The organism is Paracoccus sp. NFXS7, from assembly GCF_040148865.1.
GTDB lineage: Bacteria > Pseudomonadota > Alphaproteobacteria > Rhodobacterales > Rhodobacteraceae > Paracoccus > Paracoccus marcusii.
In genome coordinates this window covers 785,102-808,199 of the sequence record NZ_JAKEKV010000001.1, presented here as the reverse complement: position 1 = coordinate 808,199, position 23,098 = coordinate 785,102, and the positions used below count along the sequence as shown (strand labels likewise).

Below are 23,098 nucleotides of genomic sequence, written 5' to 3'. Positions count from 1 at the left end.
CGCGGCCGCGCGCCCCCGGCGGGGCGCGCGGCTCAGGCGGCGGTCCGTGTCCACAGGCCCCGCACGGCCGCGGCGCCGCCGATCTGCGCCACGCGGATGACGTCGGCCCGCGCGCCCGGTGCCAGCCTGCCGCGATCGTGCAGGCCCACGGCCTGGGCGGGCGCCTGCGTCACGGTTGCGATGCCGCGCGCCAGATCGCCCCACAGATCGCCCAGCATCATCGCCCCCGACAGCAGCGACGACGGCACGTAATCCGACGACAGGATGTCCAGCAGGTCGGCCCGCGCCAGGTCGCTGGCCGCGACATTGCCGCTGTGCGATCCGCCGCGGATCAGGTTGGGCGCGCCCATCATCACGCGGATGTCGTGGTCGCGGCAGGCCTGCGCGGCATCCGCCGTGGTGGGGAATTCCGCAAAATGACAGCCATGCGCCGCGCTGACCGCGACCTGGGGCGCGGTGGTGTCGTCGTGGCTGGCCAGCACCGCGCCATAGCGGCGCGCCTCGGCCACGGCGGTCGCCTCGTGCAGCTCGCCCACGCGGGCGCGCAGGGCCTGCTGGTCGGCGACATGGTCCAGGAACTGGGCATCCGACAGGCCCTTCTTGCCGCAGACATAGTCGCGCAGCTTGCCGATGTCGCGGAACTGGCGTTCGCCGGGGGTGTGGTCCATCAGGCTGACGATGCCGATGCGGTCCCGGGGGCCGAACTTGGCCATCTCCTCGGGCAGGGTCTGGGAACAGATCTCGGCGCGCAGGTGCAGGAAATGGCTAATCCGCAGCGCCCCCTGGGCACGCAGGCCCAGGATCTCGTCGGCCAGGGCGCGGGCATATTCGCCGTAGCCTGCATTGTTCGACGTCACGACCGACCCCACGCGCAGCGCGTCGAAGACGGTGGTGATGCCCACGCTGGCCAGTTCGGCGTCATGGGCGATGATCGCATGGGCATGGGGCCAGTCGACGCCGGGGCGCGGCTCGATATGGCGTTCCAGGTTGTCGGTGTGCAATTCGATCAGGCCCGGCATCAGCAGGTCGCCCTGACAATCCAGCGCGCCCGCGGGGAGGGCGCGGCCCTGGCCGATCTCGGCGATCAGCCCGTCGCGCAGGACCAGGTGGCCGTGGATCACCTCGGTCGGCAGGACCAGGCGGGCGTTGGCAAGGATGATGTCGGTCATGCGGTCGGGTTCCGTCTTGAAGGATCATGTCGAAGGGCGTCATCTGGCAGACGGCTGTCACAGCCGTGTGACACAACGGGCTTAGGGTGCCGCGCATGCAGGATTTCACACGATATGCCGTCTACTACGCGCCGCAACCCGGCATCTTCGCGGACCGTGCGGCGGCGTGGCTGGGCTGGGACCTGGCGGGCGGCCATGCGGTCGATGATCCGTCCCTGCCGGCGCGCCCGGTGGGCCAGCCGCGCCGATACGGGTTCCACGGCACCATCCGCGCGCCCTTCCGTCCCGTCGTCCCCGAAGCGGACCTGATCGCGGCCGTCGACGCGCTGGCCAGCAACCGTCCGGCGGTGACCTGCGGGACGTTGGCGCTGCGCGATCTGGGCGGGTTCCTGGCGCTGATGCCCACCGGGGGCCAGCCCGACCTGATCGCGCTGGCCGATGCGGTGGTGCGCGCCACCGATCCGCTGCGCGCGCCACTGACGGCCGAAGAGGTCGCGCGGCGGCGCCCCGACAGCTTGACCCCGCGCCAGCGCGCCCTGCTGGACCGGTGGGGCTATCCCTTCGTGATGGAGGAGTTCCGGTTTCACCTGACCCTGACCGACCGGCTGTCCGCCGCGGAACGACCCGCGGTGCAGGCCGCGGCTCAGGCCTGGCTGGGCCCTGTCCTGCCGCGGCCTTTCGTGATCGCCGACCTGTGCCTGGTGGCCCAGGATGCGCAGGGCCGGTTCCACCTGCGTCATCGCGCGCCCCTGTCGGGCTGAAGCGCGGCCAGAAGGCGCGCGGTCCCCTGCGCAAGGCAGGCATCGTTGCACACGGTCAGGTGGGCGATGCCCGGCGGCATGGCGAAGGCGGCGCGGCGCAGGCGGGCAGCGATGTCGGCCGACCCCTCGCGGCCGCGGTCGGCCAGGCGGCGCGCCAGCACCTCCGCCGGGGCGGTGATCAGGATCACCCGCAGGTCGGGCAGCCGGGCCTGCGCCTGCGGCAGGGCCGCGCGGCTGCCGTTGAAGATCACCGACGGCCCCGTCAGCTGATCGTGGGGGATGCCGTAGCACAGGCCATGCGCCCGCCAGTCCAGCGCGAAATGCCCGCCGTCGCGCAGGGCCGCGAAGCGTGCCGGGGTGACGCCGTCGAAATCCTCTCCTCCGGCGTCGGAGGGGCGGGTGATCACCCGCCGCGCCAGGCGCAGATCGGGCCGCGCGGCGCAAGCCGCGGCGATCAGTGTGTCCTTGCCCGCGCCGGATGGTCCGACGACCGCCGCGATCATGCCGCGCGTCCCGGCGTGAATCCGGTCACGTCCACCAACCGGTCGCAGGCCGCGTCGCGCGCCTCGGCGTCGTGAAAGATGCCCAGGATCGCGGCGCCGCGGGCCTTGGCCTCGGCGATCAGGGACAGGACGACCTGCCGGTTCGCGGCGTCCAGGCTGGCCGTGGGTTCGTCCAGCAGCAGCACGGGATAGGGATGGACGAAGCCGCGGGCGATGTTGATGCGCTGCTGTTCGCCGCCGGAAAACGTGGTGGGCGACAGGCCCCACAGCCGGCGCGGAATGTTCAGCCGCCACAGCAGGCCTTCGGCCTGCGCACGCGCTGTCGCGGCGGGCACCCCAAGCGCGCGCAGCGGTTCGGCCACCACGTCCACCGCAGGCACCCGCGGCAGCACGCGCAGAAACTGGCTGACATGGCCCAAGGTGCCCCGCCGCAGTGCGGTCACGGTGCGGGGCGCGGCGCCTACCAGTTCCGTGCCGGCGATGCGGATGCTGCCGCCGTTCGGCAGATAGTTGCCGTGGATCATCCGCATCAGCGTGGATTTGCCCGCCCCGGACTGGCCCACCAGCCCCACGCATTCGCCGGGATCCACGTGCAGCGCGGCCCCGGCCATGACCGGGATGACCGTGCCGCCCTGATTGTGCAGGGTGAAGGACTTGGAAAGGTTTTCGACCTGGATCATCGTCACACCTGCAGGACGGAGGAGACAAGAAGCTGGGTATAGCCGTACTGCGGATCGTCCAGCACCTGGTCGGTCAGGCCCTGTTCGACCACGCGGCCCGATTTCATCACCATCAGGCGGTCGGCCAGCAGGCGCACCACCGCCAGGTCATGCGTGACGATCACGACCGACAGGCCCATGTCGCGCACCAGCCCGCGCAGCAGGTCCAGCAGCCGCGCCTGGACGCTGACATCCAGCCCGCCCGTGGGTTCGTCCATGAACACCAGCCGCGGCCCGGTCACCAGGTTGCGCGCGATCTGCAGCCGCTGCTGCATCCCACCGGAAAAGGCCTGCGGGCGATCGTCGACGCGGTCCTGGGCGATCTCGACCCGGTCCAGCCAGTCGATGGCGGCGGCGCGGATGTCGCCGTAATGGCGCTGGCCCACGGCCATCAGCCGTTCGCCGACATTGGCCCCGGCGCTGACGCCCATGCGCAGCCCATCGCGGGCATGCTGGTGGACATAGGCCCATTCGGTGCGCGCCAGCCGGCGGCGTTCGGTTTCGGCCATCGCCAGAACGTCGCGCCCGTCATAGGTGACGGTGCCCGCATCGGGGCGCTGATGCCCGGCCAGACAGGACAGCAGCGTCGATTTGCCCGACCCGCTTTCCCCGACAATGCCCAGGACCTCTCCGGGCCACAGATCAAAGCCGACGCCGGTGCAGCCGATCCGCGCGCCATAGCGGCGTTCCAGGTTCCGGACGGACAGGATGGGGGCGCTCATGCGGCCTCCGCGGCCAGGCGGCCCCTGTGCTCGGCGGCGACCCGCGCGGTGCAGAAATCGGTGTCGGAACAGACGAACATCCGCCCGCCCGCGTCATCGGTCACCACCTCGTCCAGATAGCTGGCGTCAGCGCCGCACAGGTCGCAGGCGTGATTGGCCTTCGAGGGGCTGAACGGGTGGTCGTCGAAATCCAGGCTGACGACATGGGTATGCGGGGGCAGGGCATAGATGCGCTGTTCGCGCCCCGCCCCGAACAGCTGGATCGCCGGACTGTCCGACAGTTTCGGGTTGTCGAATTTCGGGATCGGCGACGGGTCCATGACATAGCGCCCCTCGACCTTGACCGGATAGGCATAGGAGGTCGCGATGCGGCCGTGCCGGGCGATGTCCTCGTACAGCTTGACGTGCATCAGGCCGTATTCCTCCAGCTCGTGCATCTTGCGGGTCTCGGTCTCGCGCGGCTCCAGAAAGCGCAGCGGTTCGGGGATGGGCACCTGATAGACCAGGATCTGGCCCTGGGTCAGGGGCGTCTCGGGGATGCGGTGGCGGGTCTGGATCAGCGTCGCGTCGGCGGTGGCGGTGGTGACGGCGACCCCCGACGTGCGCTGAAAGAACGTGCGGATGCTGACCGCGTTGGTGGTGTCGTCGGCGCCCTGGTCGATGACCTTCAGGCGGTCGTCGGGGGTCAGGCAGGCGGCGGTCAGCTGCACCCCTCCGGTGCCCCAGCCATAGGGCATGGGCATCTCGCGGCTGGCAAAGGGCACCTGGTATCCGGGGATCGCCAGCGCCTTGAGGATGGCGCGGCGGATCATCCGCTTGGTCTGTTCGTCCAGATAGGCAAAGTTGTATTCGCTCATAGCAGCCCCCGTCGGATCAGATCGTCCTCCAGCGTGGCGGGATCGGTGAAATGATGCGCGGCCATGCCTGCGTCGCGCGCGCCGGCGACGTTGCGGGGGCTGTCGTCGATGAACAGGCACTGGTCGGGCGCCACGCCCGCCCGGTCGCACAGCGTGGCAAAGATGCGCGGGTCGGGCTTCAGCACGCCCTCGATCCCCGACACGATGGTGACGCCAAAGGCTGTGGCCAGCCGCGGGTGGGTGGCAAGGCCGATGGGCCATGTCTGCGCGGACCAGTTGGTGATCGCGTGGACCGCGTGGCCCCGCGCCCGCAGGCGGTCCAGAAGCGCCCATGTCCCCTCGATCGGCTCGCGGATCGAGGCCGCGTGTCCAGCCCGATAGGCCAGAAAGGCCGCACGGTCGCGGGGATCGGCGATCGCCTCGGCCAGATCGTCGAAGCACGCGCCCCCGTCCGCGCGCTGGTTCAGGGTGGCGAAATCCACGCGATCCAGGAAGGCCAAGACCGACGCACGGTCGCCCAGCAGGGGCAGGAAGGCGGCCACCGGGTCCCACCGGACCAGCACGTTGCCGATGTCGAAGACGATCGCCTTGATCATTGCGCATCCTTTGCGTTGTCGTCCCGCAGCCGGCGCACCAGCTCCAGTTCGGCCTGGAAATCGACGTAATGGGGCAGCTTGATGTGCTCCAGGAACCCCGTCGCCTGGATGTTGTCGCAATGCGACAGCACAAATTCCTGGTCCTGAGCGGGGGCGCCGGTGAAATCCTCGCCCAGTTCCTGCCAGCGCAGGGCGCGGTCGACCAGGCTGACGGCGATGGCCTTGCGTTCCGACTGTCCCATGACAAGCCCGTATCCGCGCGTGAACTGCGCGGGTTCGGTGCGCGAGCCCTTGAACTGGTTCACGGTCTCGCATTCGGTCAGCGCGATCTCTCCGATGTCGATGGTCAGGTCCAGCTCGGGGATGTGCATCTGCACGGGGACGCGGCCGATGCGCAGTTCGCCGACAAAGGCATGGGTGCGCCCGTAGCCACGCTGGGTGGAATAGGCCAGGCCCAGCACGAACCCCTCGTCCGCGCGGGCCAGCGCCTGCAGGCGCAGCGAGCGGTTCGCGGGCAGTTCCAGCGGCTCGCGGGTCAGGTCGGGGGCGGGGGTGTCGTCGCGCGGGCTGGGTTCGATCAGCCCGTCGCGGTCCAGGATCGCCATGACGTGGGGCATGGCGCCGGCGTCGGGCGCGGCCAGCGGCGCGGGGTCCGCCGCCGCCTGATCTGCAAAGTCCAGCAGGCGGTGCGTGTAATCGAAGGTCGGTCCCAGCACCTGACCGCCCGGCACATCCTTGAACGTGGCCGAGACGCGCCGGTCCACCGCCATCGCGCCCGTGTCCACGGGCACGGAGGCACCGAACCGCGGCAGCGTGGTGCGATAGGCGCGGATCAGGAACACCGCCTCGATCAGGTCGCCCCGTGCCTGGCGGATCGCCAGCGCGGCCAGGTCGGGGTCGTAGAGCGAGCCCTCGGCCATGACGCGGTTCACGGCCAGGGCCATCTGCGCCTTGATCTGGTCGACCGACATCAGCGGCAGGTCGGGGTCGCCGCGTCGCTCCTCGGCCAGCCAGGCATGGGCGTTCTCGATGGCGCGTTCGCCACCCTTGACGGCGACATACATCAGGCGGCCTCCACGCGGGTGCTGCGCGGCAGGCAGGCCAGCCGGTCGCCGCAGGTCAGGATGAAGTCCAGCCCCATCGGGAACAGGGCGCGGTTGGCGCGGAACGGCGCGGTCGCGGGCAGGGACAGCGTCGCGCGGTCGCGGATGCCCGGCCCGCGCAGGACGGGACCGTCCGCGTCCAGCCGGTCCAGCTCGACGATCAGCGTGGCCGAACGGTCGGGATAATCGGGCAGGCCCACCGCAAAGCGGTCCAGCGGCAGCAGGTCGGGCCAGCGCCCCACCGCCAACGCGGCCGACGGTGCATCCGCCAGCGGGCAGCCCGCGTGAAACCGCAACCACGGGGCCAGGTCGGGCAGCGCGCCCGCCAGATGCACCGGCGTCGTCGGATCAGCCAGCAACAGCAGCACCGTCGCGGCGGCAGGGCCGACCCCGGGGGCATGGGCCTGATCCAGGCGGTGGATCGTGCCGGGCTGGGCCATGGCCTCCATCAGCACGCGGAACCCCTGGGCCGATTGGCGGGCGGGATCGGTAAATCCGTGGCCGGTCATGCGTCCTCTCCGCGTTGCAGGGTGAAGAACTCGACCCGGGTGGCGGCGGCCTTGGCGGCGCGGGTGTCGCGGGCGGCCTGCGCGTCGTCGCGCAGCGCGGCGATCAGGGGGGCGTGGGCGTCGGGGTCGGTCTGCATCAGCGCGTCCATCGCCGCGGCCCGCCGCGCATGGGCGTGCGACCGCCCCTGCACATGGCCGTGGCCCCGCGTGCCGCAGGGCAGGCGCAGGGCGCAGCGGGTCACGGTCATCTCTCCGACGTTGAAGGGCGCGCCGGTGGCGCCGATGCGGCCCTGGACCATCACGGTGCCGGTTTCGGGCGCGCGCAGCAGGGCGTGATCGGGCAGGTCGGGCAGCAGCTGCGCCAGCCGGTCGGGGGCGCTGCGGGCCAGGATCGACAGCCAGTCGCGGCGATGGGGAAGGGGGGAAGCTGACATCTTGCCGGGGTGTCCCGTTATCTATACAACTAGACATGTGATACCGCGCCCGCGCCATCTTCTCAACCGGAACCGTGTGAATTTTTGATGACGGACAAGACCCCCCTGTGGCAGGCCATCGCCGACACCCTGCGGGCCGAGATCACCTCGGGCCACTATCCCCCCGGCGACCGCCTGCCGTCCGAGGCGGCGCTGGCCACCCGTTTCGGGGTCAACCGCCACACGGTGCGCCACGCGCTGGCGCAGCTGGCCGACGCGGGGCTGGTCCATGCGCGGCGCGGGGCGGGGGTCTTCGTGACCGCGCGACCGACCGACTATGCCCTGGGCCGCCGGGTGCGGTTTTCGCAGAACCTGGCGGCGGCGGGGCGCACGGGGTCGCACCGCTTCACCCGGCTGGAAACCCGCCCCTGCGACGCGGTCGAGGCGCAGATGCTGGACCTGTCCCCCGGCGATCCGGTCCACGTGGTCGAGGGGCTGTCGCTGGCCGACGGCCAGCCGCTGGCGCTGTTCCGGTCGGTGCTGCCGGGATGGCTGGCGGGGTTCTGCGACCAGGCCCGCGACCATCAGTCGATCACCGCGGCGCTGGCCGCCTGCGGGGTGGCTGACTATACGCGGGCCAGCACCCGCATCACGGCCAAGCTGGCCAATGCCACGCAGGCGGTGGCCCTGCAGATCCCGCAGGGCGCGCCGGTGCTCCGCTCGGTGGCGGTGAACCTGGATGACCGAGGCCGGCCCGTGGAATACGGGCGGACGTGGTTCGCGGGCGACCGGGTCTCGCTGGTGCTGGCGGACTAGGACCCGCGGATCAGGCGGCGCCGCAGCCAGCCCGACAGGCCGTCCATCGCGATGACCAGCACCACGATCAGCAAGATGTAATAGGCGACCTTTTCCCAATCCTGCGTGGTCTGGATCGCCTGCGTCAGCATCAGTCCGATGCCGCCCCCGGTGATCGCGCCGATGATCGTCGCGCTGCGGGTGTTGCTTTCCAGAAAGTACAGCATCTGCGACAGCAGGACCGGCATCACCTGGGGGATGACGCCGAAGCGGTAGCGCTGCAGCGCGCCCGCGCCGGTCGAGCGGATGCCCTCGATCGGCTTGGCGTCCACGTTCTCCAGCGCCTCGGAGAACAGCTTGCCGAAGCTGCCGGTATCGGTCAGCAGGATCGCCAGCGCCCCGGTCAGCGGACCGGGACCAAAGGCCCGCGACAGGATGATCGTGAAAATTAGCGCGTCAACGCCGCGCACGAAATCGAACACGCGCCGCACCGCAAAGCGCAGCATGCGCGACGGGGCAAAGTTCTGCGCCGCAAGGAAGGCCAGCGGCAGCGCCACGAAGGCCGCGCCGAAGGTGCCCAGGAACGCCATCAGGATCGTCTCGAACAGGGCCCAGGCCACGGCTCCGTGCTGCCAGATGTCGTTCGTCCAGAATTCCGACAGGGCAAGCGACAGGTTGGACCGCGCCGGGTCGATCCGGTCGCCCCACAGGACCGCCGCCGCGACCTGTCCCGCGGACAGGCCTGCCAGCGGGCTGGACAGGTCGAAGAAGAACATCTCCCACCCCCAGAAATAGCGCAGGGTTTCCGTGCGGGCGCGGGTGGCGGTGACGCGGCCCTGATCGGTGCTGATGGTTACGCGGGCGGGGCTGGCGTTGATGAACGCGGGGACCTGCCCGTCGGGCGTGTCCAGCGTCACGCCGTCGCCCACGGTCAGCGTGACGGGGCCGTAAGCGGGAATGTCATAGGTGGTGCGCGGCCCGTCATAGGTGACGACATGGCCCGCGCCCAGGTCGATCACCGTCCGCGACCCCTGCGCCGCGACCCAGTCCGGCAGACGGTCGGGGGCAAAGGTGGCGCGGGCGCTGCCCTCGACGCTGACGGACAGGGCGTCGCGGCGGTTGTCGCGGGTCACGTGGATCTTGTGGGTGACCGTGTCGGCCATCAGCACGGCCGCGTTGTCCAGCCGCGCCCGCTGCGCCAGCCCCGCCAGATCGAAGCTGATCGCGGCATAGACCAGATAGGCCAGGATCAGCGCCGGCACCGCCAGCGCCATGCGCCGCCTGCGGTCCATGATACGGATGGTGCGGTCCTGCAGCGTCATCGTGGTCATGTGGGGGCCCCATGCGTCAGGCGGTTGCGGGCCAGGCCCGAGATCTGGTCCACCACCACGATGGTCATGAACAGCAGCAGGAAGATCGCCGCCGCCTGATCGAACTTGCCCTGACCGAAGGTCATCGCGTTGCGCAGCTCGTATCCGATGCCGCCCGCGCCGACGAAGCCCAGGATGGCCGATGCGCGGATGTTCACCTCCAGCCGCAGCAGGCCATAGGACAGATAGTTCGGCGCCACCTGCGGGAACACGCCCAGCCAGATGCGCTGCGACCAGGTGGCGCCGACGGATGCCAGACCCTCGACCGGTTTCAGGTCGACGTTCTCGTTCACTTCGGAGAACAGCTTGCCCATCGCGCCCGCGGTGTGGATCGCGATGGCGATGACGGCGGGGACCGGGCCGCCGCCCAGGATGAAGATCAGCACCAGCGCGATGACGATTTCCGGGATGGCGCGGCAGACGTCCGACACCCGCCGCGCCACCGGCACCAGGCGCGGCCACCGGGCCAGGCCACGCGTGGCCGCCAGCGACAGGGCGGTGCCCGCGATGCAACCCAGAAGCGTGGCGACCAGCGCGATGTTCAGCGTCTCGACCAGGGCGGGCAGGGCGCGGATCATGTGGCCGGGCAGGTTGGCCGATTTCTGCACCGCCTCGGACACAAGGGCTGCGGGGAAATCGCCCACCTGGTGCAGCCCCTGCCAGAACCCGCCGGCATTGCGGGCGTCGGCCACGCGGAATCCCGACACCATCATCGCCACGAAGATGACGACCAGCAACCCGCCATAGAGGCGTCGCCGCCGCGTCAGCGCCAGATAGTCGTGCTGGATTTCGGCCAGTGCCATGCTGCCTCCTGGATATGCGAAGGCCGGGCCCTGTGCGGGGCCCGGCCCGGAAAGGGTGGCGATCAGTTCATCTCGGCGCGGCGGATGGCGATAATCGTCTCGTATTCCGCGTGGGTGACGGGGCTGAAGCCCGCGGTCTCTCCGGCGGCGACGCCATAGGCGCATTCGGGGTCTGATGCGTGCAGGCCTGCGACCAGGTCGATCATCGTCTGGCGCACGTCCTGGGGCAGATCCTTTCGGACGACCACCGGGCCTTCTGGAATGGGCGAGGATTTCCAGATCTCGACGATGTCGTTCATGTCGACGATGCCCGCATCGGCCGCCTTGCGCAGCGCGCCGGAGTTGTAGCCGTCCTCCCACGCGCCCTGGCCGTCGGCCCAGGTCACGCCCGCATCGAAATCGCCGTTGACGACGCCGATGATCGACTGTTCATGACCGCCCGAAAACGCGATGCGGCTGAAATACTCGCCCTCGGTCATCGAATAGCCCGCCTCGGGCAGTTCCACGTTCGGGATCAGGAACCCCGAGGTCGAGTTCGGGTCGGCAAAGGCAAAGCTCTTGCCCTCCATGTCGTCCAGCGAGGTGATGCCGCTGTCGGCGCGCGCGAAGCCGATCGAATGATAGGTATAGCTGCCGTCCAGGTTGGTCTTGACCAGCACCGGCTCGACCGCCTCGGGGTCGGCGACGTACACGGCGGCATAAGCCGACGCGCCCAGCCACGCCATGTCCAGCGACCCGCCCAGCAGCCCCTGGATGACGCCGTTGTAATCGGCGGGGGTGAACAGGCGGACGGGGACGCCCAGGGCCTGTTCGGCATAGTCGCGCAGGCATTCGTTCGACGCCATGCGGTCCTGGGCGTTCTCTCCGCCCAAAAGGCCGATGCGGAATTCGGTGATCTCCTGCGCGTGCAGGGGGGTGGTCAGGGCGGCGGTGGCGGCCAGCAGGCTCAGCAGTCGGGTCATGGTGCTCTCCGGTTCGGGATCAGGCCAGCATGCGGGCGGCGTATTCGACATCCGCGCTGGTATCGGTGGGCATGGCGGTCGAGGTCGCGCTTTCGTTGAAATCCGCGTCGGCGCCATAGATGTCGCGGGCCACGCCCGTGGTCAGCTGCGACGGCAGCCCGTCGAACACCACGCGCCCGTCGCGCATGCCGATCACCCGGTCGCAATAGCGCCGCGCGGTGTCCAGCGTGTGCAGGTTGGCGATGACCATGCGGCCATCCTCGACGTTGATGCGGCGCAGGGTGTCCATCACGATCTGCGCGTTCATCGGGTCCAGGCTGGCGATGGGTTCGTCCGCCAGAATGATGCGGGGGTCCTGCATCAGCGCGCGGGCGATCGCCACGCGCTGCTGCTGGCCGCCGGACAGGGCCTCGGCGCGCTTGGGCGCCTGTTCGGCGATGCCGAGGCGGTCCAGGATCTCCAGCGCGCGGAGGATGTCGGCGCGCGGCCACAGGTTCAGCACCGTCTGCAGCGTGCCGCGCCGGTTCAGGATGCCGTGCAGCACGTTCGACACCACGTCCATGCGCGGCACCAGGTTGAACTGCTGAAAGATCATCGCGCATTGGCTTTGCCACTGGCGGGCGGCGGCGCCGGTCAGGGCGGCGACGTCGCGCCCTTCGACCAGGATCCGGCCGCTGGTGGCGGGGGTCAGCCCGTTCATCATGCGCAGCAGCGTCGATTTTCCCGCGCCGGACCGGCCGATGATGCCGACGAAGGCCGGGCCGTCGATACGGAAGGAAACGTGGTCGACCGCCGCCTTGCGGCCGAAGATGCGGGTGGCGTCGCGAATGTCCAGCATGGGGCCTCTCGATGTCATGGGGGCCGTCTAGCGGCGGGGCGTGACAGCCATCCGACGGTGCGGTGACGATCGGGTGACAGGGGTGGCGTGCCCGCGCGCGATCCGGGCTTAACAGGCGGCGGCTTTGCCCCTATGAGGGTGGCGTTGCCAGCCCGGCCCCGCGCCATCGCCAGCCATTGACCCGATGGATGGAGAACCCGATGACGCGACACCCCTTGGCCGCCCTGATGCTGGGCACCGCGCTTGCCCCCTTGCCCGCCCTGTCCCAGCCGATCCTGCTGGACGAGATCACCCTGACGGCCGAAGGCGAGGCCCCGGCCCGCATCGCCCCCAGCGCGGAACAGATCGAGGATGCCCGCACCGGCACCATCGAGGACGTGTTCCGCGCCGAACCCAGCGTGACCGTCAGCAGCGGCATCGCCATCGCGGAACGCGTCTTTGTCAACGGCATCGACGAACAGCAGCTGTCGGTCAGCGTCGACGGGGCCGCGCAGAACAACCGCATGTTCCACCATACCGGCACCAACATGATCGATCCGGGCCTGTTGAAGGCCGCGCGCGTCGATCCGGGCGTGGCGCCGGCGGATGCGGGCTTTGCCGCGCTGGGCGGCAGCATCGCGTATGAGACGAAATCGGCCATCGACATGCTGGAGGACGGGCGCGACCGCGGCGGGCGTGTCACCAACGGCTATGGCGACAACGGCGGCACGGCGACGGGGGCGGTGACGCTGTACGGGCGCCAGGGGCCGGTCGACGCGCTGATCTATGCCAAGCGGGCGACGGGCGACGCCTATCAGGACGGGAACGGCCGCACCGTGGCCCGCACGGGGGCCGACCTGAACAGCGAGGCGCTGAAGCTGGGGGCCGAGTTCGGCGACTGGCGGGCGGAGCTGGGTGCCATCCGGTTCCGGGACGACGCGCTGCGCCCCTATCGCGCGAACTTCACCGGCACGATCGGGGGCCGCCCGGTCCCCGAGACGCGCCGCTATGCGCTGGAACAGTCGACCCAGACGTTGACCCTGCGCCGCACGGTCGCGGACGGCCTGCTGGACCCCGAGATCCGCATCGCACGCAGCCGCAACCAGCTGGACACCGTCGACCTGCCCACGCCCGACGCCCCCGTTCCCGATTTCAACAATGGCGATGCGGATACCGTCAGCGTCGTCCTCCAGAACCGCATGACCGTGCACGGGGTCGAACTGACCGCGGGCCTGGACAACTATCGCACGCGCGCGACCTATGACGGGGTGTTCCGCGGCACGGCCGCCGCGTTCCGCGAGGACCGAACCACGACCGGACTGTTCCTGCAGGGGCGGGGCACGGCGGGGGACATCGACTACAGCGCGGGGCTGCGCCATGACTTCAGCCGGTTCACCGGTGCTGGGGGGCAGCGCCTGGACACCGACGGGACCAGCGCGAACGCCGCGGCCACCTGGCACGCCACCGATACGCTGCGTCTGAACGCGGGCTGGTCGACGGTGTTCGGCGGCACGCAGCTGGCCTCGGTCTATGAGCTGGACGCGCCCTATGTCGCGCCCGAGGCCTATGACGCGCTGGAGCCCACGCGGGCGCGCAACGTGGTGATGGGCGTCGAATGGCAGCCGGGTGCGACGACCCTGGGGGCCGAGCTGTTCCAGACCCGCATCGACGGGGTCCGCAAGGGGCTGGTGTCGCGCGATCTGGAAAGCCGGGGGTTCCGTCTGTCCGCCCGCCGCGACTGGCAGGGCGGCTTTGCCGCGCTGCGCTACAGCGACACAAAGGTCGAGCTGGACGGCCAGCCGGCCTCCAGCTTTGACCTGCGCGAACTGGGCACCGTGCCGGGCGGCATGCTGTCGCTGGAGGCGCGCCATGCCGTCATGGCCGGGCTGACCCTGGGCGGCGTCATCCAGCACGCGATCGAGGAGGACGGGCAGGGCGTGGATGTCGACGGCGACTGGCCCGGCTATACCGTCGTGGACGTCTTTGCCGAATACGAACCGGCCGCGTTCCGCAACGTGACCCTGCGCGCCGAGGTCAACAACCTGTTCGACCGCGCCTATGCCGACCGGGCGACCTATGGGGCGGATTTCAGCACCGTCGTGCAGCAGCTGGAACCCGGACGCAGCATCGCGCTGACGGCCGATCTGCGGTTCTGATGGCCCCCCGCGGTCCGGGAAACCGGGCCGCACCCCTCGAAATATCCCGAGGAAGTGGCGTTTTCCGTCTGGAATCCCTCGTCTTTCGTTCAGGTTGCGGTTATGTTCCCCTTCCGCCCCCCTAGGGTCGGACGCGCAACGAGAAGACCTGGACCGATGACCCAATCCCAGCCCGCCGCCCTGACCCGCACCCTGGATGCCGCCCGCCGCAAGCTGCTGGAGACGGGGACGCGCAACCGCCTGATCCATGTGAACCGCGACAATCAGCGCGCCAGCTGCCTGAACATCATCCACGAACGCAGCGACGAGGTCTGGCGCCTGCTGCGCATCCAGGGCAAACGCATGCGCTTTCGCGCCATGGGCAGCGACACGGCCACGCCCGAGGGCGTGCTGCTGTTGGCCGCGCCCGGTGCACAGACCCAGTCCGACAGCCAGCTGGAGACCCCCCTTGGCCCCGAGGCGCTGGCCCGCCGCCTGCTGCGCCTGTCCCACGACGCCCGCACCGCGGAGGAGGAGCAGGGCCTGAACGTGCTGTACCTGGCGATGGGGTTCCTGCGCTGGCGCGAGGCGCCCGGATCGCAGGTCCTGCGCGAGGCGCCGCTGATCCTGCTGCCGGTGCAGCTGGTGCGCAACGACCGCAGCTCGACCTTCGACCTGATGGCGCGCGAGGACGACCTGACCGCCAACCTGCCGTTGCAGGAGCGTCTGCGCCAGGATTTCGGCATCCAGCTGCCCGAGATCGAGGAGGACGACAACTGGACGCCCGGCGACTATCTGAGCTTGGTCCAAGACGCCGTGTCCGGGCAGCAGGACTGGCAGGTGGACCGCGACGGGATGCAGCTGGGGTTCTTTTCCTTCGCGAAGCTGCTGATGCACCGCGACCTGGACCCCGCCAACTGGCCTGAGGGGGAGTTCAACGGCAACCCGCTGCTGGACGGGCTGCTGGCGCAGGGGTTCGCGGGCGACGCGCCGCTGTTCGGCGATCGCGACCGTCTGGACGACCGTCTGGACCCGGCGCGCATCATCCAGGTGATCGACGCCGACGCATCCCAGACCAAGGTCATCGAGGAGGTCCGCGCGGGCGCCAGCCTGGTCGTGCAGGGCCCGCCGGGCACGGGCAAGTCGCAGACCATCACGAACATCATCGCCGCCGCCGCCCATGACGGCAAGACGGTGCTGTTCGTGGCCGAGAAGATGGCCGCCCTGTCGGTCGTCCACGACCGCCTTGCCCGCGCGGGCCTGCGCGACATCTGCCTTGAGCTGCATTCGCGCAGCGCCAACAAGAAGGCCCTGGCGCAGGAGCTGGGCCGGACCCTGATGGCCGGGGCGCATCCGTTGCCCGCCACGGCGGACCCCGCGCGCCTGCGCCAGACGCGCGACATGCTGAACGCGGTCACGGGCCTGCTGCACGACCCGTTGCCGCCCTGGGACGAGGCGCCCTATGCGGCGCTGTCGCGGATCATCGGGTTCATCGGGCAGGGCGCCCGCCCGCCGGCCATCCCGCTGGACGGCCTGGAGGCGCTGGACGCCACCGCACGTGAACAAGCGGCGCAGGCCATTGCCCGGTTCGTGGCGGCGCGCGACCGGGCCGGTTCGCCCCAGGCCCATCCGTTCCGCGGCGCGCGGGCGCTGGACCTGCAGCCGACCGATCTGGCGCGGCTTGTCGACGACCTGCGCGCCGCGCTGGCGGCGCTGCAGGCGGTCGCGGCACAGGGCCAGCCGACGCTGGACCGGGCCGAGGCGCGGGTGCGGATGCTGCGTCTGCTGGCGCGCGCCCCCCAGGGGGCGGCGGATCACGCCGCGACCCTGTTCGCGGCCGCCCGCGATCTCCGCCTGGTGCAGGCGCTGCAGGCGGGCGCCGAATGGGCGGCGGCCCAGGAACAGGTGTTGACCCGTTTCACCCCCGCCGCGCCGGATCTTGACCCCGCGCCCCTGCGGGCCGGGCTGGCGCGCGGGGTAGGGTCATTCCTGGGCCGGCTGTTCGGCCCCTATCGCGGGGCGTCGGCACAGCTGCAGACGCTGCTGGTAGGCTTGATGCCGTCTGCGGCCGCCGACCGGCTGGCGCTGGCGGATGAGCTGGTGGCGCTGCGCCGCCTGCGCCGTGTCCTGGCCGAGGACGAGGCCTATCTGACGGCGACCCTGGGGACCGACTGGCGGGGCGAGCGGACGCCCTTTGCGCGGCTGGCGGCGGTGGCGGGCTGGCTGGGAGAGTTGGACGGCTGCCTGCCGGATGGGGCGGCGGTGGTGCAGGCGCTGACCGACATTCCCGACCCCGCGGCACAGGGCGATGCGCTTGCGGCCGCCGTGCAGGATGCGCGGGCGGCGCTGGCGCGGGTTCGCGACAGGCTGGACCTGGACGCGGAGGCCGCGGGCCTTGCGGGCGATGCGCCGATCGCGGATTGGCAGGCGGCGCTGTCGGGCATGGCCGACGCGCCCGCCCGCTATGCCGAATGGGCCGATCTGGCGCGCGACGCGCAGGTGGCCGGCCGCCACGGCGCGGCCGCGGTGGTCGAGGCTGTGCGCGCCGGGCATCTGGCCCCGCAGGACGCCGCGACCGAGTTCGCCTATGCCTGCGCCGAGGCGCGCTGGAACGCCGCCCGCCAGGCGCGTCCCGCGCTGAACGATCTGCCGATGCTGGATCGCCACGACCTGGTCGGCCTGTTCCGCCAGCTGGAGGCCGAGCGGATCGAGGCCACCAAGACGCTGATCCTGTCGCGACATTTCGACCAGCTGCCCCGCGGCACACAGGGAGAGATGGGCCTGATCCGCGGAGAGATCGCCCGCCGCCGCGCGCACAAGCCGGTGCGCTGGCTGATGCGCAACGCGGGCGCGATGGTCCAGCGCATCAAGCCGGTGATGCTGATGAGCCCGATCTCGGTCGCCCAGTTCCTGCCGCCCGATGCGGTCAGCTTTGATCTGCTGGTCATCGACGAGGCGTCGCAGATCCGCCCCGAGGATGCCTTGGGCGTCATCGCGCGTGCGCGCCAGATCGTGGTGGTGGGCGACCAGAAGCAGCTGCCGCCGACATCGTTCTTCGACCGGCTGGTCGACGATGCCGAAGACCAGGACGAACCCGAGGACGGCCCCCAGGGCGCGAACGTGGCTGACATGGAGAGCATCCTGTCGCTGTGCGAGGCGCGCGGGCTGCGGTCGCGGATGCTGGAATGGCATTACCGGTCGCGCGACCCGTCGCTGATCCGGGTGTCGAACGCGGAATTCTATGACGACCGGCTGGTCCTGCCGCCGTCGCCCCTGCAGCTGGACCCCGATTACGGGCTGAAGTTCCGTCGCGTGTCCGGCGCCTATGCCGCGCGCGGCAGCGGGCGGGGGCGCGCGGGGACGAACCGGATCGAGGCCGAGGCCGTCGTCGCCGCCATGGCCGATCACGCCCGCAACTGGCCGGGCCTGTCCCTGGGCGTGGTCGCCTTCTCCAAGGCGCAGGCCGACATGCTGACCGAGGTGGCGGATGCCGCCCGCCGCCGCGACCCGGCGCTGGACGCGCTGCTGCGCGAGGGCGGGGCCGAGGACGTGTTCGTCAAGAACATCGAGAACGTGCAGGGCGACGAACGCGACGTGATCCTGATCTCGGTCGGCTACGGCCCGTCCGAACCCGACGGGCCGCTGACGCGGATGCAGTTCGGACCGGTGAACGGCGAGGGGGGCGAACGGCGGCTGAACGTGCTGTTTTCGCGCGCGCGGATCCGGTGCGAGGTGTTCGCGTCCTTTGACCCGGGCCAGATCGACCCGTCGCGGACCACCCGCGAGGGGCCGCGCGTCCTGAAGCGGTTCCTGGATTTTGCGCAGTCGGGCATCATCGAGGAACGCCGCCCCACCGGTCTGGCCCCCGACAGCCCGTTCGAGGAGGATGTCGCGCGCGTTATCCGCGATCTGGGCTATCTGGCCGATCCGCAGGTCGGTAGTGCCGGGTTCCGCATCGATCTGGGCGTGCGCCATCCCGACCGTCCGGGCCAGTACCTGGCGGCGGTCGAATGCGACGGCGCCGCCTATCACGGTGCGCTGTGGGCGCGCGAACGCGACCGTCTGCGCCAGGACATCCTGGAGACTCTGGGCTGGCGGTTCCACCGCATCTGGAGCACCGACTGGTTCCACCGTCGCGAGGCGGAGATCGCGCGGCTGCGCGACGCACTGTCGCAGGCCCGCGATGCGGCGCAGGACGGCATCCGCCCGCTCGGCGCGAACCATGGGGCAGGGCCCGTCGTCCAAGACGACCCCGAACCGGTCCTGGAGCTGGCGCAGCCGTCGCTGTCGGCGCCGCCCTATCGCCGCGCAGACCTGCAGGCCCCGCCCGAGGGAGAGCCCCATGACCAGCCCGACGCCGTCCTGGCCGACCTGGCCGCGGCCGTTATCCGCACGGAGGGACCGGTCCATGCCGACGAGGTGTCGCGGCGCATCGCCGCGGCCTTCGGCAAGGCGCGCACCGGCAGCCGGATCGGAGAGGCCGTGGCCCGGGCCACCGCACTGGCCCTGCGCCGCGATGCCGACCTGATGCGGCAGGGCGATTTCCTGATGACCCGGGCGCAGGCCGACAGCCCGCCCGTCCGCGACCGCAGCGCCGAGACGGGCAGCCTGCTGAAGGCCGCCTGCCTGCCCCCGCAAGAGATCGCCGCCGCCGCGCGGATGATCCGGACCGAGAACGGCGGCATGACGCCCGACCAGCTGACCCGCGCCGTGGCGCGCCTTCTGGGCTTTCAGCGCGTGGGGCCGGACCTGTCGGAGGCGATATCGGGGGTGCTGCTGGGCATGGCCGCGGCCTGAGGCCTATTCCCCGCCGGGCGGAATGCGATTATGGCTGCCGCACAAGGCAAGGGAGCCGGACCGATGCGCGTGGACCTGATCATCTTCGACTGCGACGGCGTCATCGCCGACAGCGAGGTGCTGTCCGCGCAGGTGCTGATCGACCAGCTGGCGCGTCTGGACATCGTCGTGACGCCCGACGACGTGCGCCGCGATTTCCTGGGGCGCAGCTTTCCCACGGTCGCGGCGTCGATCCGCGACCGCTTTGCCCTGACCCTGCCCGCCGATTTCGAGGCCACCTATCGGGCCCGCCTGCTGGCGCGGTTCGACACCGATCTGCGCACGACGCCGGGCTTTGCCGATGCGCTGGCGCAGATCCGGCTGCCGGTCTGCGTCGCGACCTCGTCCAGCCCGCCGCGGGTGGCGCGGACGCTGGCGGTGCTGGACCTTGCGCAGCGGTTCGGCGCGGACGTCTTCACGGCCAGCCAGGTGGCGCGCGGCAAGCCCGCGCCCGACCTGTTCCTGTTCGCGGCAGAACGGATGGGCGTCGATCCCGCCCATGCCCTGGTGATCGAGGACAGCCAGCCCGGCCTGCAGGCGGCCCGCGCGGCGGGGATGCGGGTCCTGCAGTATCGCGGCGGCGCCCATCTAGCGGGACAGCCCGCAACGGACGAGGGCTTTGACTGCTGGTCGCAGTTCCCCGATCTGCTGGCGCGCATCCAGGTGCCGGCATGAGCCAGAACCACTTCACCCCCGAAACGACCCGCCTGGACGATGCCGCCCGCGCCGGCTGGCTGTACTACGTCGCCGGAAACACCCAGGACGAGATCGCGCGCAAGCTGGGCGTCAGCCGCCAGACCGCGCAACGTTTGGTCGCGATGGCGCTGGCCGAACGGCTGGTCAAGGTCCGCCTGGATCACCCGATCGGACGCTGCATGGACCTGGCGCGCGCGCTGCAGGACCGGTTCGGCCTGTTGACCGCCGAGGTTGCGCCCTCGGACCCCGAGGCGCCGGACCTGTTGGCGGGCATCGCCATCGCCGCCGCCGCGCATCTGGAACGCGTGCTGAAATCGCCCGAACGGCGGATCGTCAGCCTGGGCACCGGGCGCAACCTGCGCGCCACGGTGGAACAGCTGCCCCGCATGACCTGTCCCCAGCATGTCGTCGTGTCCCGCCTCGGCAACATGATGGAGGACGGGTCGGCCACCCCCTACAACGCCACCATCCGGCTGGCAGAGCGCATCGGCGCGCCGCACTTTCCCTATCCGCTGCCGGTGCTGGCGCGCGACGCGGCGGAACTGGCGGCGATGCAGGGACAGCAGGCCGCCCGCAACACCATCGACCTGTGCGCCCGCGCCGACCTGTCGCTGGTGGGCATCGGACAGATGGACATGACCGCGCCGCTGCATGTCGACGGCTTCCTGAGCGAGGCCGAAATGGCGCAGCTGGCCCGCGCCGGTGCCGTGGGCGAGATCACCAGCTGGGTCTATGACGCCCGGGGCCAGGTGATCGATTGCGACTTCAACCGCCGCGTGGCGTCGGCGCCGCTGCCCTGCGGGAGCGACCGTCCGGTGATCGCCGTCGCCTCGGGACAGGCCAAGCTGCCGGCCATCCGCGCGGCGATGGTGGGGGGGCTGATCAACGGCCTGATCACCTCGGAGGCGACGGCGGAACGCCTGCTGGCCTGAAGAACTGCACTGTCGTCAAGCCTTTACACCCTCGCTGCACTGCGGCGGGGAATCTGCGTTGACAGATTCGCAATACGGCGCGAGTATATGCCCATCGGAAGGGCAAATGCCCAACTGCCAAGGGAGGACTACATGACCACGACATTCCGCGCCCTTCTGGGCGCTACGGCCCTGTGCGCCGTCGGCAGCATGGCCGCCGCGCAGGACAACGTGACCCTGACGATCGCGACCGTGAACAACGGCGACATGATCCGCATGCAGCAGATGACCGCGCCCTTCACCGAGGCGAACCCGAACATCCAGCTGGAATGGGTCACGCTGGAGGAGAACATCCTGCGCGAGCGCGTCACCACCGACATCGCCACCAGCGGCGGGCAGTATGACGTGCTGACCATCGGCACCTACGAGGTTCCGATCTGGGCGGCGCAGGACTGGCTGACGCCCCTGGACGACCTTCCCGAAAGCTACAACGTGGACGACCTGGTCCCCGCCGTGCGCGCCGCCCTGTCGGTGAACGACACGCTGTACGCCGCGCCGTTCTATGCCGAATCGGCAATGGTGATGTACCGCACCGACTTGGCCGAGGCTGCGGGCGTGACCATTCCCGACAACCCGACCTGGACCGACATCACCGCCGCCGCCAAGGCGATGACGGACAAGGAGAACGAGGTCTATGGCATCTGCCTGCGCGGCAAGCCGGGCTGGGGCGAGAACATGGCCTTCCTGACCGCCATGGCCAACAGCTATGGCGCGCGCTGGTTCGACATGGAATGGGCGCCCCAGTTCGACAGCCCCGAATGGCAGGCGACGCTGACCGACTATCTGACGCTGATGAACGAATACGGACCTCCGGGCGCGTCGTCGAACGGCTTCAACGAGAACCTGTCGCTGTTCCAGCAGGGCAAGTGCGGCATGTGGATCGACGCGACCGTCGCCGCAAGCTTCGTGACCGACCCCGAGGATTCGACCGTCGCGGACAGCGTGGGCTTTGCGCAGTTCCCCAACAAGGAAGGCGTCGACAACCACGGCAACTGGCTGTGGGCGTGGAACCTGGCCATCCCGGCCTCCAGCCAGAAGCAGGACGCGGCCAAGACCTTCGTGGCCTGGGCGACCAGCCAGGAATACACCAACATGGTGGCCGAGGCCGAGGGCTGGCGCGCCGCACCTCCGGGCACGCGCACGTCGCTGTACGAGAACCCCGACTATCAGGCCGAGGCTCCGTTCGCGGCGATGACGCTGGAATCGATCAACGCCGCCGACACGCAGAAATCGTCGGTCCAGGACATTCCCTATACCGGCGGCCAGTTCGTCGCGATCCCGGAATTCCAGGGCATCGGCACGGCGGTCGGACAGACCTTCTCGGCGGCGCTGGCAGGCCAGATGTCGGCCGAGGACGCCCTTGCGGCGGCGCAGTCCAGCACCGCCCGTGAAATGGCGCGCGCGGGCTATCCCAAATAAGCCGCGACCCGCGCCGCCCCCGACATGCGGGGCGGCGCACCCCCGCTTTCCCCCAAAAGGACGCAAGCCATGGCCACCCGCCAGACCGCAAGTCTTGCGCGCCTGATGCGCGCACCTGCCATCATCCTGCTGCTGATCTGGATGATCGTCCCGTTGGGGATGACGCTTTACTACTCGTTCCTGAATTACAACCTGCTGAACCCGGCCTCCGTCAGCTGGGCAGGGTGGTTCAACTATCAGTATTTCTACACCGATCCGGCCTTCTTCGACGCGATCTGGAACACGCTGGCCCTGGTGCTGGGCGTGCTGGCGATCACCGTCATCGGCGGCATCGCGATCGCCCTGCTGATCGACAAGCCGATCTTCGGGCAGGGGATCGTGCGGATCCTGATCATCTCTCCGTTCTTCGTGATGCCGCCGGTGGCCGCGCTGATCTGGAAGAACATGATCATGCACCCGTCCTATGGGGTCTTTGCCGACATCGCGCGCGCCATCGGCGTGCAGCCGGTGGACTGGTTCGCGCAATATCCGCTGACCTCGATCATCATCATCGTGGCCTGGCAATGGCTGCCCTTCGCGACGCTGATCCTGCTGACCGCCCTGCAATCGCTGGACGGCGAACAGATGGAGGCGGCCGAGATGGACGGCGCGGGCGCCGTCAGCCGGTTCATCCACCTGACCCTGCCGCACATGGCACGCGCCATCACCGTCGTGGTGCTGATCCAGACCATCTTCCTTTTGGGCATCTATGCCGAGATCCTGGTGACCACCAATGGCGGTCCGGGCAATGCCAGCACGAACCTGACCTATCTGATCTATCGCGCGGCCCGTCTGAACTTCGACATCGGCGGTGCGGCCGCGGGCGGCATCATCGCGGTCATCCTGGCCAACATCGTCGCGTTCTTCCTGATGCGCGCCGTCGGCAAGAACCTGGATTGAGGA

General features: G+C 70.1%; 21 protein-coding genes. 8 read left to right on the top strand and 13 right to left on the bottom strand.

Annotated features, from left to right (window positions below; genetic code table 11):
- Positions 1-32 precede the first annotated feature (32 nt).
- Positions 33-1,169: an alpha-D-ribose 1-methylphosphonate 5-triphosphate diphosphatase gene (locus LZ686_RS03970; protein WP_046001046.1), complete on the bottom strand. Its 1,137-nt coding sequence runs from the start codon at positions 1,167-1,169 to the stop codon at positions 33-35.
- Positions 1,170-1,264: 95 nt separating this feature from the next.
- Here LZ686_RS03970 and LZ686_RS03965 point away from each other — a divergent pair, with 95 nt between their 5' ends.
- Positions 1,265-1,930 carry a DUF1045 domain-containing protein gene (locus LZ686_RS03965; RefSeq protein WP_349547052.1) on the top strand — a complete coding sequence of 222 codons (666 nt, stop codon included), beginning with the start codon at positions 1,265-1,267 and terminating at the stop codon, positions 1,928-1,930.
- On the opposite strand, the gene phnN is transcribed toward LZ686_RS03965, so the two are convergent.
- The 8 genes from phnN to phnG are packed head-to-tail and all read right to left on the bottom strand — an operon-like array spanning position 1,906 to position 7,373.
- Positions 1,906-2,433, bottom strand: a complete 528-nt coding sequence (phnN, locus tag LZ686_RS03960) for a phosphonate metabolism protein/1,5-bisphosphokinase (PRPP-forming) PhnN (protein ID WP_349547051.1) — start codon at positions 2,431-2,433, stop codon at positions 1,906-1,908. The genes LZ686_RS03965 and phnN overlap by 25 nt on opposite strands.
- On the bottom strand, positions 2,430-3,113 hold the full coding sequence (gene phnL / locus LZ686_RS03955; RefSeq protein WP_349547050.1) for a phosphonate C-P lyase system protein PhnL: 684 nt from the start codon (positions 3,111-3,113) through the stop codon (positions 2,430-2,432). The genes phnN and phnL overlap by 4 nt, the downstream gene beginning before the upstream one ends.
- 2 nt (positions 3,114-3,115) lie before the next feature.
- Complete coding sequence (phnK, locus tag LZ686_RS03950) at positions 3,116-3,874, bottom strand: phosphonate C-P lyase system protein PhnK (protein WP_349547049.1); 759 nt, start codon at positions 3,872-3,874, stop codon at positions 3,116-3,118.
- Entirely contained in the window at positions 3,871-4,731 is an 861-nt protein-coding gene (locus LZ686_RS03945) for an alpha-D-ribose 1-methylphosphonate 5-phosphate C-P-lyase PhnJ (protein ID WP_349547048.1), read from the bottom strand. Before LZ686_RS03945 ends, phnK begins: the two co-directional genes overlap by 4 nt.
- A complete protein-coding gene (locus LZ686_RS03940) occupies positions 4,728-5,327 on the bottom strand; it encodes an HAD family hydrolase (RefSeq protein ID WP_339817056.1) in 600 nt (199 codons plus the stop codon). Before LZ686_RS03940 ends, LZ686_RS03945 begins: the two co-directional genes overlap by 4 nt.
- Positions 5,324-6,391, bottom strand: coding sequence for a carbon-phosphorus lyase complex subunit (locus tag LZ686_RS03935; protein WP_349547047.1), 1,068 nt, complete (start codon positions 6,389-6,391; stop codon positions 5,324-5,326). The genes LZ686_RS03940 and LZ686_RS03935 overlap by 4 nt, the downstream gene beginning before the upstream one ends.
- Complete coding sequence (phnH, locus tag LZ686_RS03930) at positions 6,391-6,939, bottom strand: phosphonate C-P lyase system protein PhnH (RefSeq protein WP_349547046.1); 549 nt, start codon at positions 6,937-6,939, stop codon at positions 6,391-6,393. Before phnH ends, LZ686_RS03935 begins: the two co-directional genes overlap by 1 nt.
- On the bottom strand, positions 6,936-7,373 hold the full coding sequence (gene phnG, locus LZ686_RS03925; protein WP_349547045.1) for a phosphonate C-P lyase system protein PhnG: 438 nt from the start codon (positions 7,371-7,373) through the stop codon (positions 6,936-6,938). Before phnG ends, phnH begins: the two co-directional genes overlap by 4 nt.
- Positions 7,374-7,460: 87 nt before the next feature.
- On the opposite strand from phnG, the gene phnF reads away from it, so the two are divergent.
- Positions 7,461-8,168 carry a phosphonate metabolism transcriptional regulator PhnF gene (gene phnF / locus LZ686_RS03920; RefSeq protein WP_127898974.1) on the top strand — a complete coding sequence of 236 codons (708 nt, stop codon included), beginning with the start codon at positions 7,461-7,463 and terminating at the stop codon, positions 8,166-8,168.
- On the opposite strand, the gene phnE (LZ686_RS03915) is transcribed toward phnF, so the two are convergent.
- From phnE (LZ686_RS03915) to phnC, 4 genes are all read right to left on the bottom strand, one after another.
- Positions 8,165-9,478, bottom strand: a complete 1,314-nt coding sequence (gene phnE, locus LZ686_RS03915; RefSeq protein WP_349547044.1) for a phosphonate ABC transporter, permease protein PhnE — start codon at positions 9,476-9,478, stop codon at positions 8,165-8,167. The two genes, phnF and phnE (LZ686_RS03915), sit on opposite strands and share 4 nt — an antisense overlap.
- Positions 9,475-10,320: a phosphonate ABC transporter, permease protein PhnE gene (gene phnE / locus LZ686_RS03910; RefSeq protein WP_349547043.1), complete on the bottom strand. Its 846-nt coding sequence runs from the start codon at positions 10,318-10,320 to the stop codon at positions 9,475-9,477. Before phnE (LZ686_RS03910) ends, phnE (LZ686_RS03915) begins: the two co-directional genes overlap by 4 nt.
- Before the next feature lie 62 nt (positions 10,321-10,382).
- Positions 10,383-11,282 (bottom strand): phosphonate ABC transporter substrate-binding protein, encoded by a 900-nt coding sequence (phnD, locus tag LZ686_RS03905; protein WP_139598413.1) that lies wholly within the window; start codon positions 11,280-11,282, stop codon positions 10,383-10,385.
- A 19-nt stretch (positions 11,283-11,301) separates the two neighbouring features.
- A complete protein-coding gene (gene phnC, locus LZ686_RS03900; RefSeq protein WP_127898970.1) occupies positions 11,302-12,120 on the bottom strand; it encodes a phosphonate ABC transporter ATP-binding protein in 819 nt (272 codons plus the stop codon).
- Positions 12,121-12,320: 200 nt separating this feature from the next.
- On the opposite strand from phnC, the gene LZ686_RS03895 reads away from it, so the two are divergent.
- From LZ686_RS03895 to LZ686_RS03870, 6 genes are all read left to right on the top strand, one after another.
- Complete coding sequence (locus LZ686_RS03895; RefSeq protein ID WP_349547042.1) at positions 12,321-14,255, top strand: TonB-dependent receptor domain-containing protein; 1,935 nt, start codon at positions 12,321-12,323, stop codon at positions 14,253-14,255.
- Between the two features lie 156 nt (positions 14,256-14,411).
- Positions 14,412-19,031, top strand: coding sequence for a DUF3320 domain-containing protein (locus LZ686_RS03890; protein WP_349547041.1), 4,620 nt, complete (start codon positions 14,412-14,414; stop codon positions 19,029-19,031).
- Positions 19,032-19,094: 63 nt separating this feature from the next.
- A complete protein-coding gene (locus LZ686_RS03885; protein WP_045982113.1) occupies positions 19,095-19,745 on the top strand; it encodes an HAD family hydrolase in 651 nt (216 codons plus the stop codon).
- Positions 19,742-20,698: a sugar-binding transcriptional regulator gene (locus LZ686_RS03880; protein WP_046001030.1), complete on the top strand. Its 957-nt coding sequence runs from the start codon at positions 19,742-19,744 to the stop codon at positions 20,696-20,698. The genes LZ686_RS03885 and LZ686_RS03880 overlap by 4 nt, the downstream gene beginning before the upstream one ends.
- A 132-nt stretch (positions 20,699-20,830) precedes the next feature.
- Positions 20,831-22,156, top strand: a complete 1,326-nt coding sequence (locus LZ686_RS03875) for an ABC transporter substrate-binding protein (protein WP_127898966.1) — start codon at positions 20,831-20,833, stop codon at positions 22,154-22,156.
- A 69-nt stretch (positions 22,157-22,225) separates the two neighbouring features.
- Entirely contained in the window at positions 22,226-23,095 is an 870-nt protein-coding gene (locus tag LZ686_RS03870; RefSeq protein WP_046001028.1) for a carbohydrate ABC transporter permease, read from the top strand.
- The last annotated feature ends 3 nt before the right edge of the window (positions 23,096-23,098 follow it).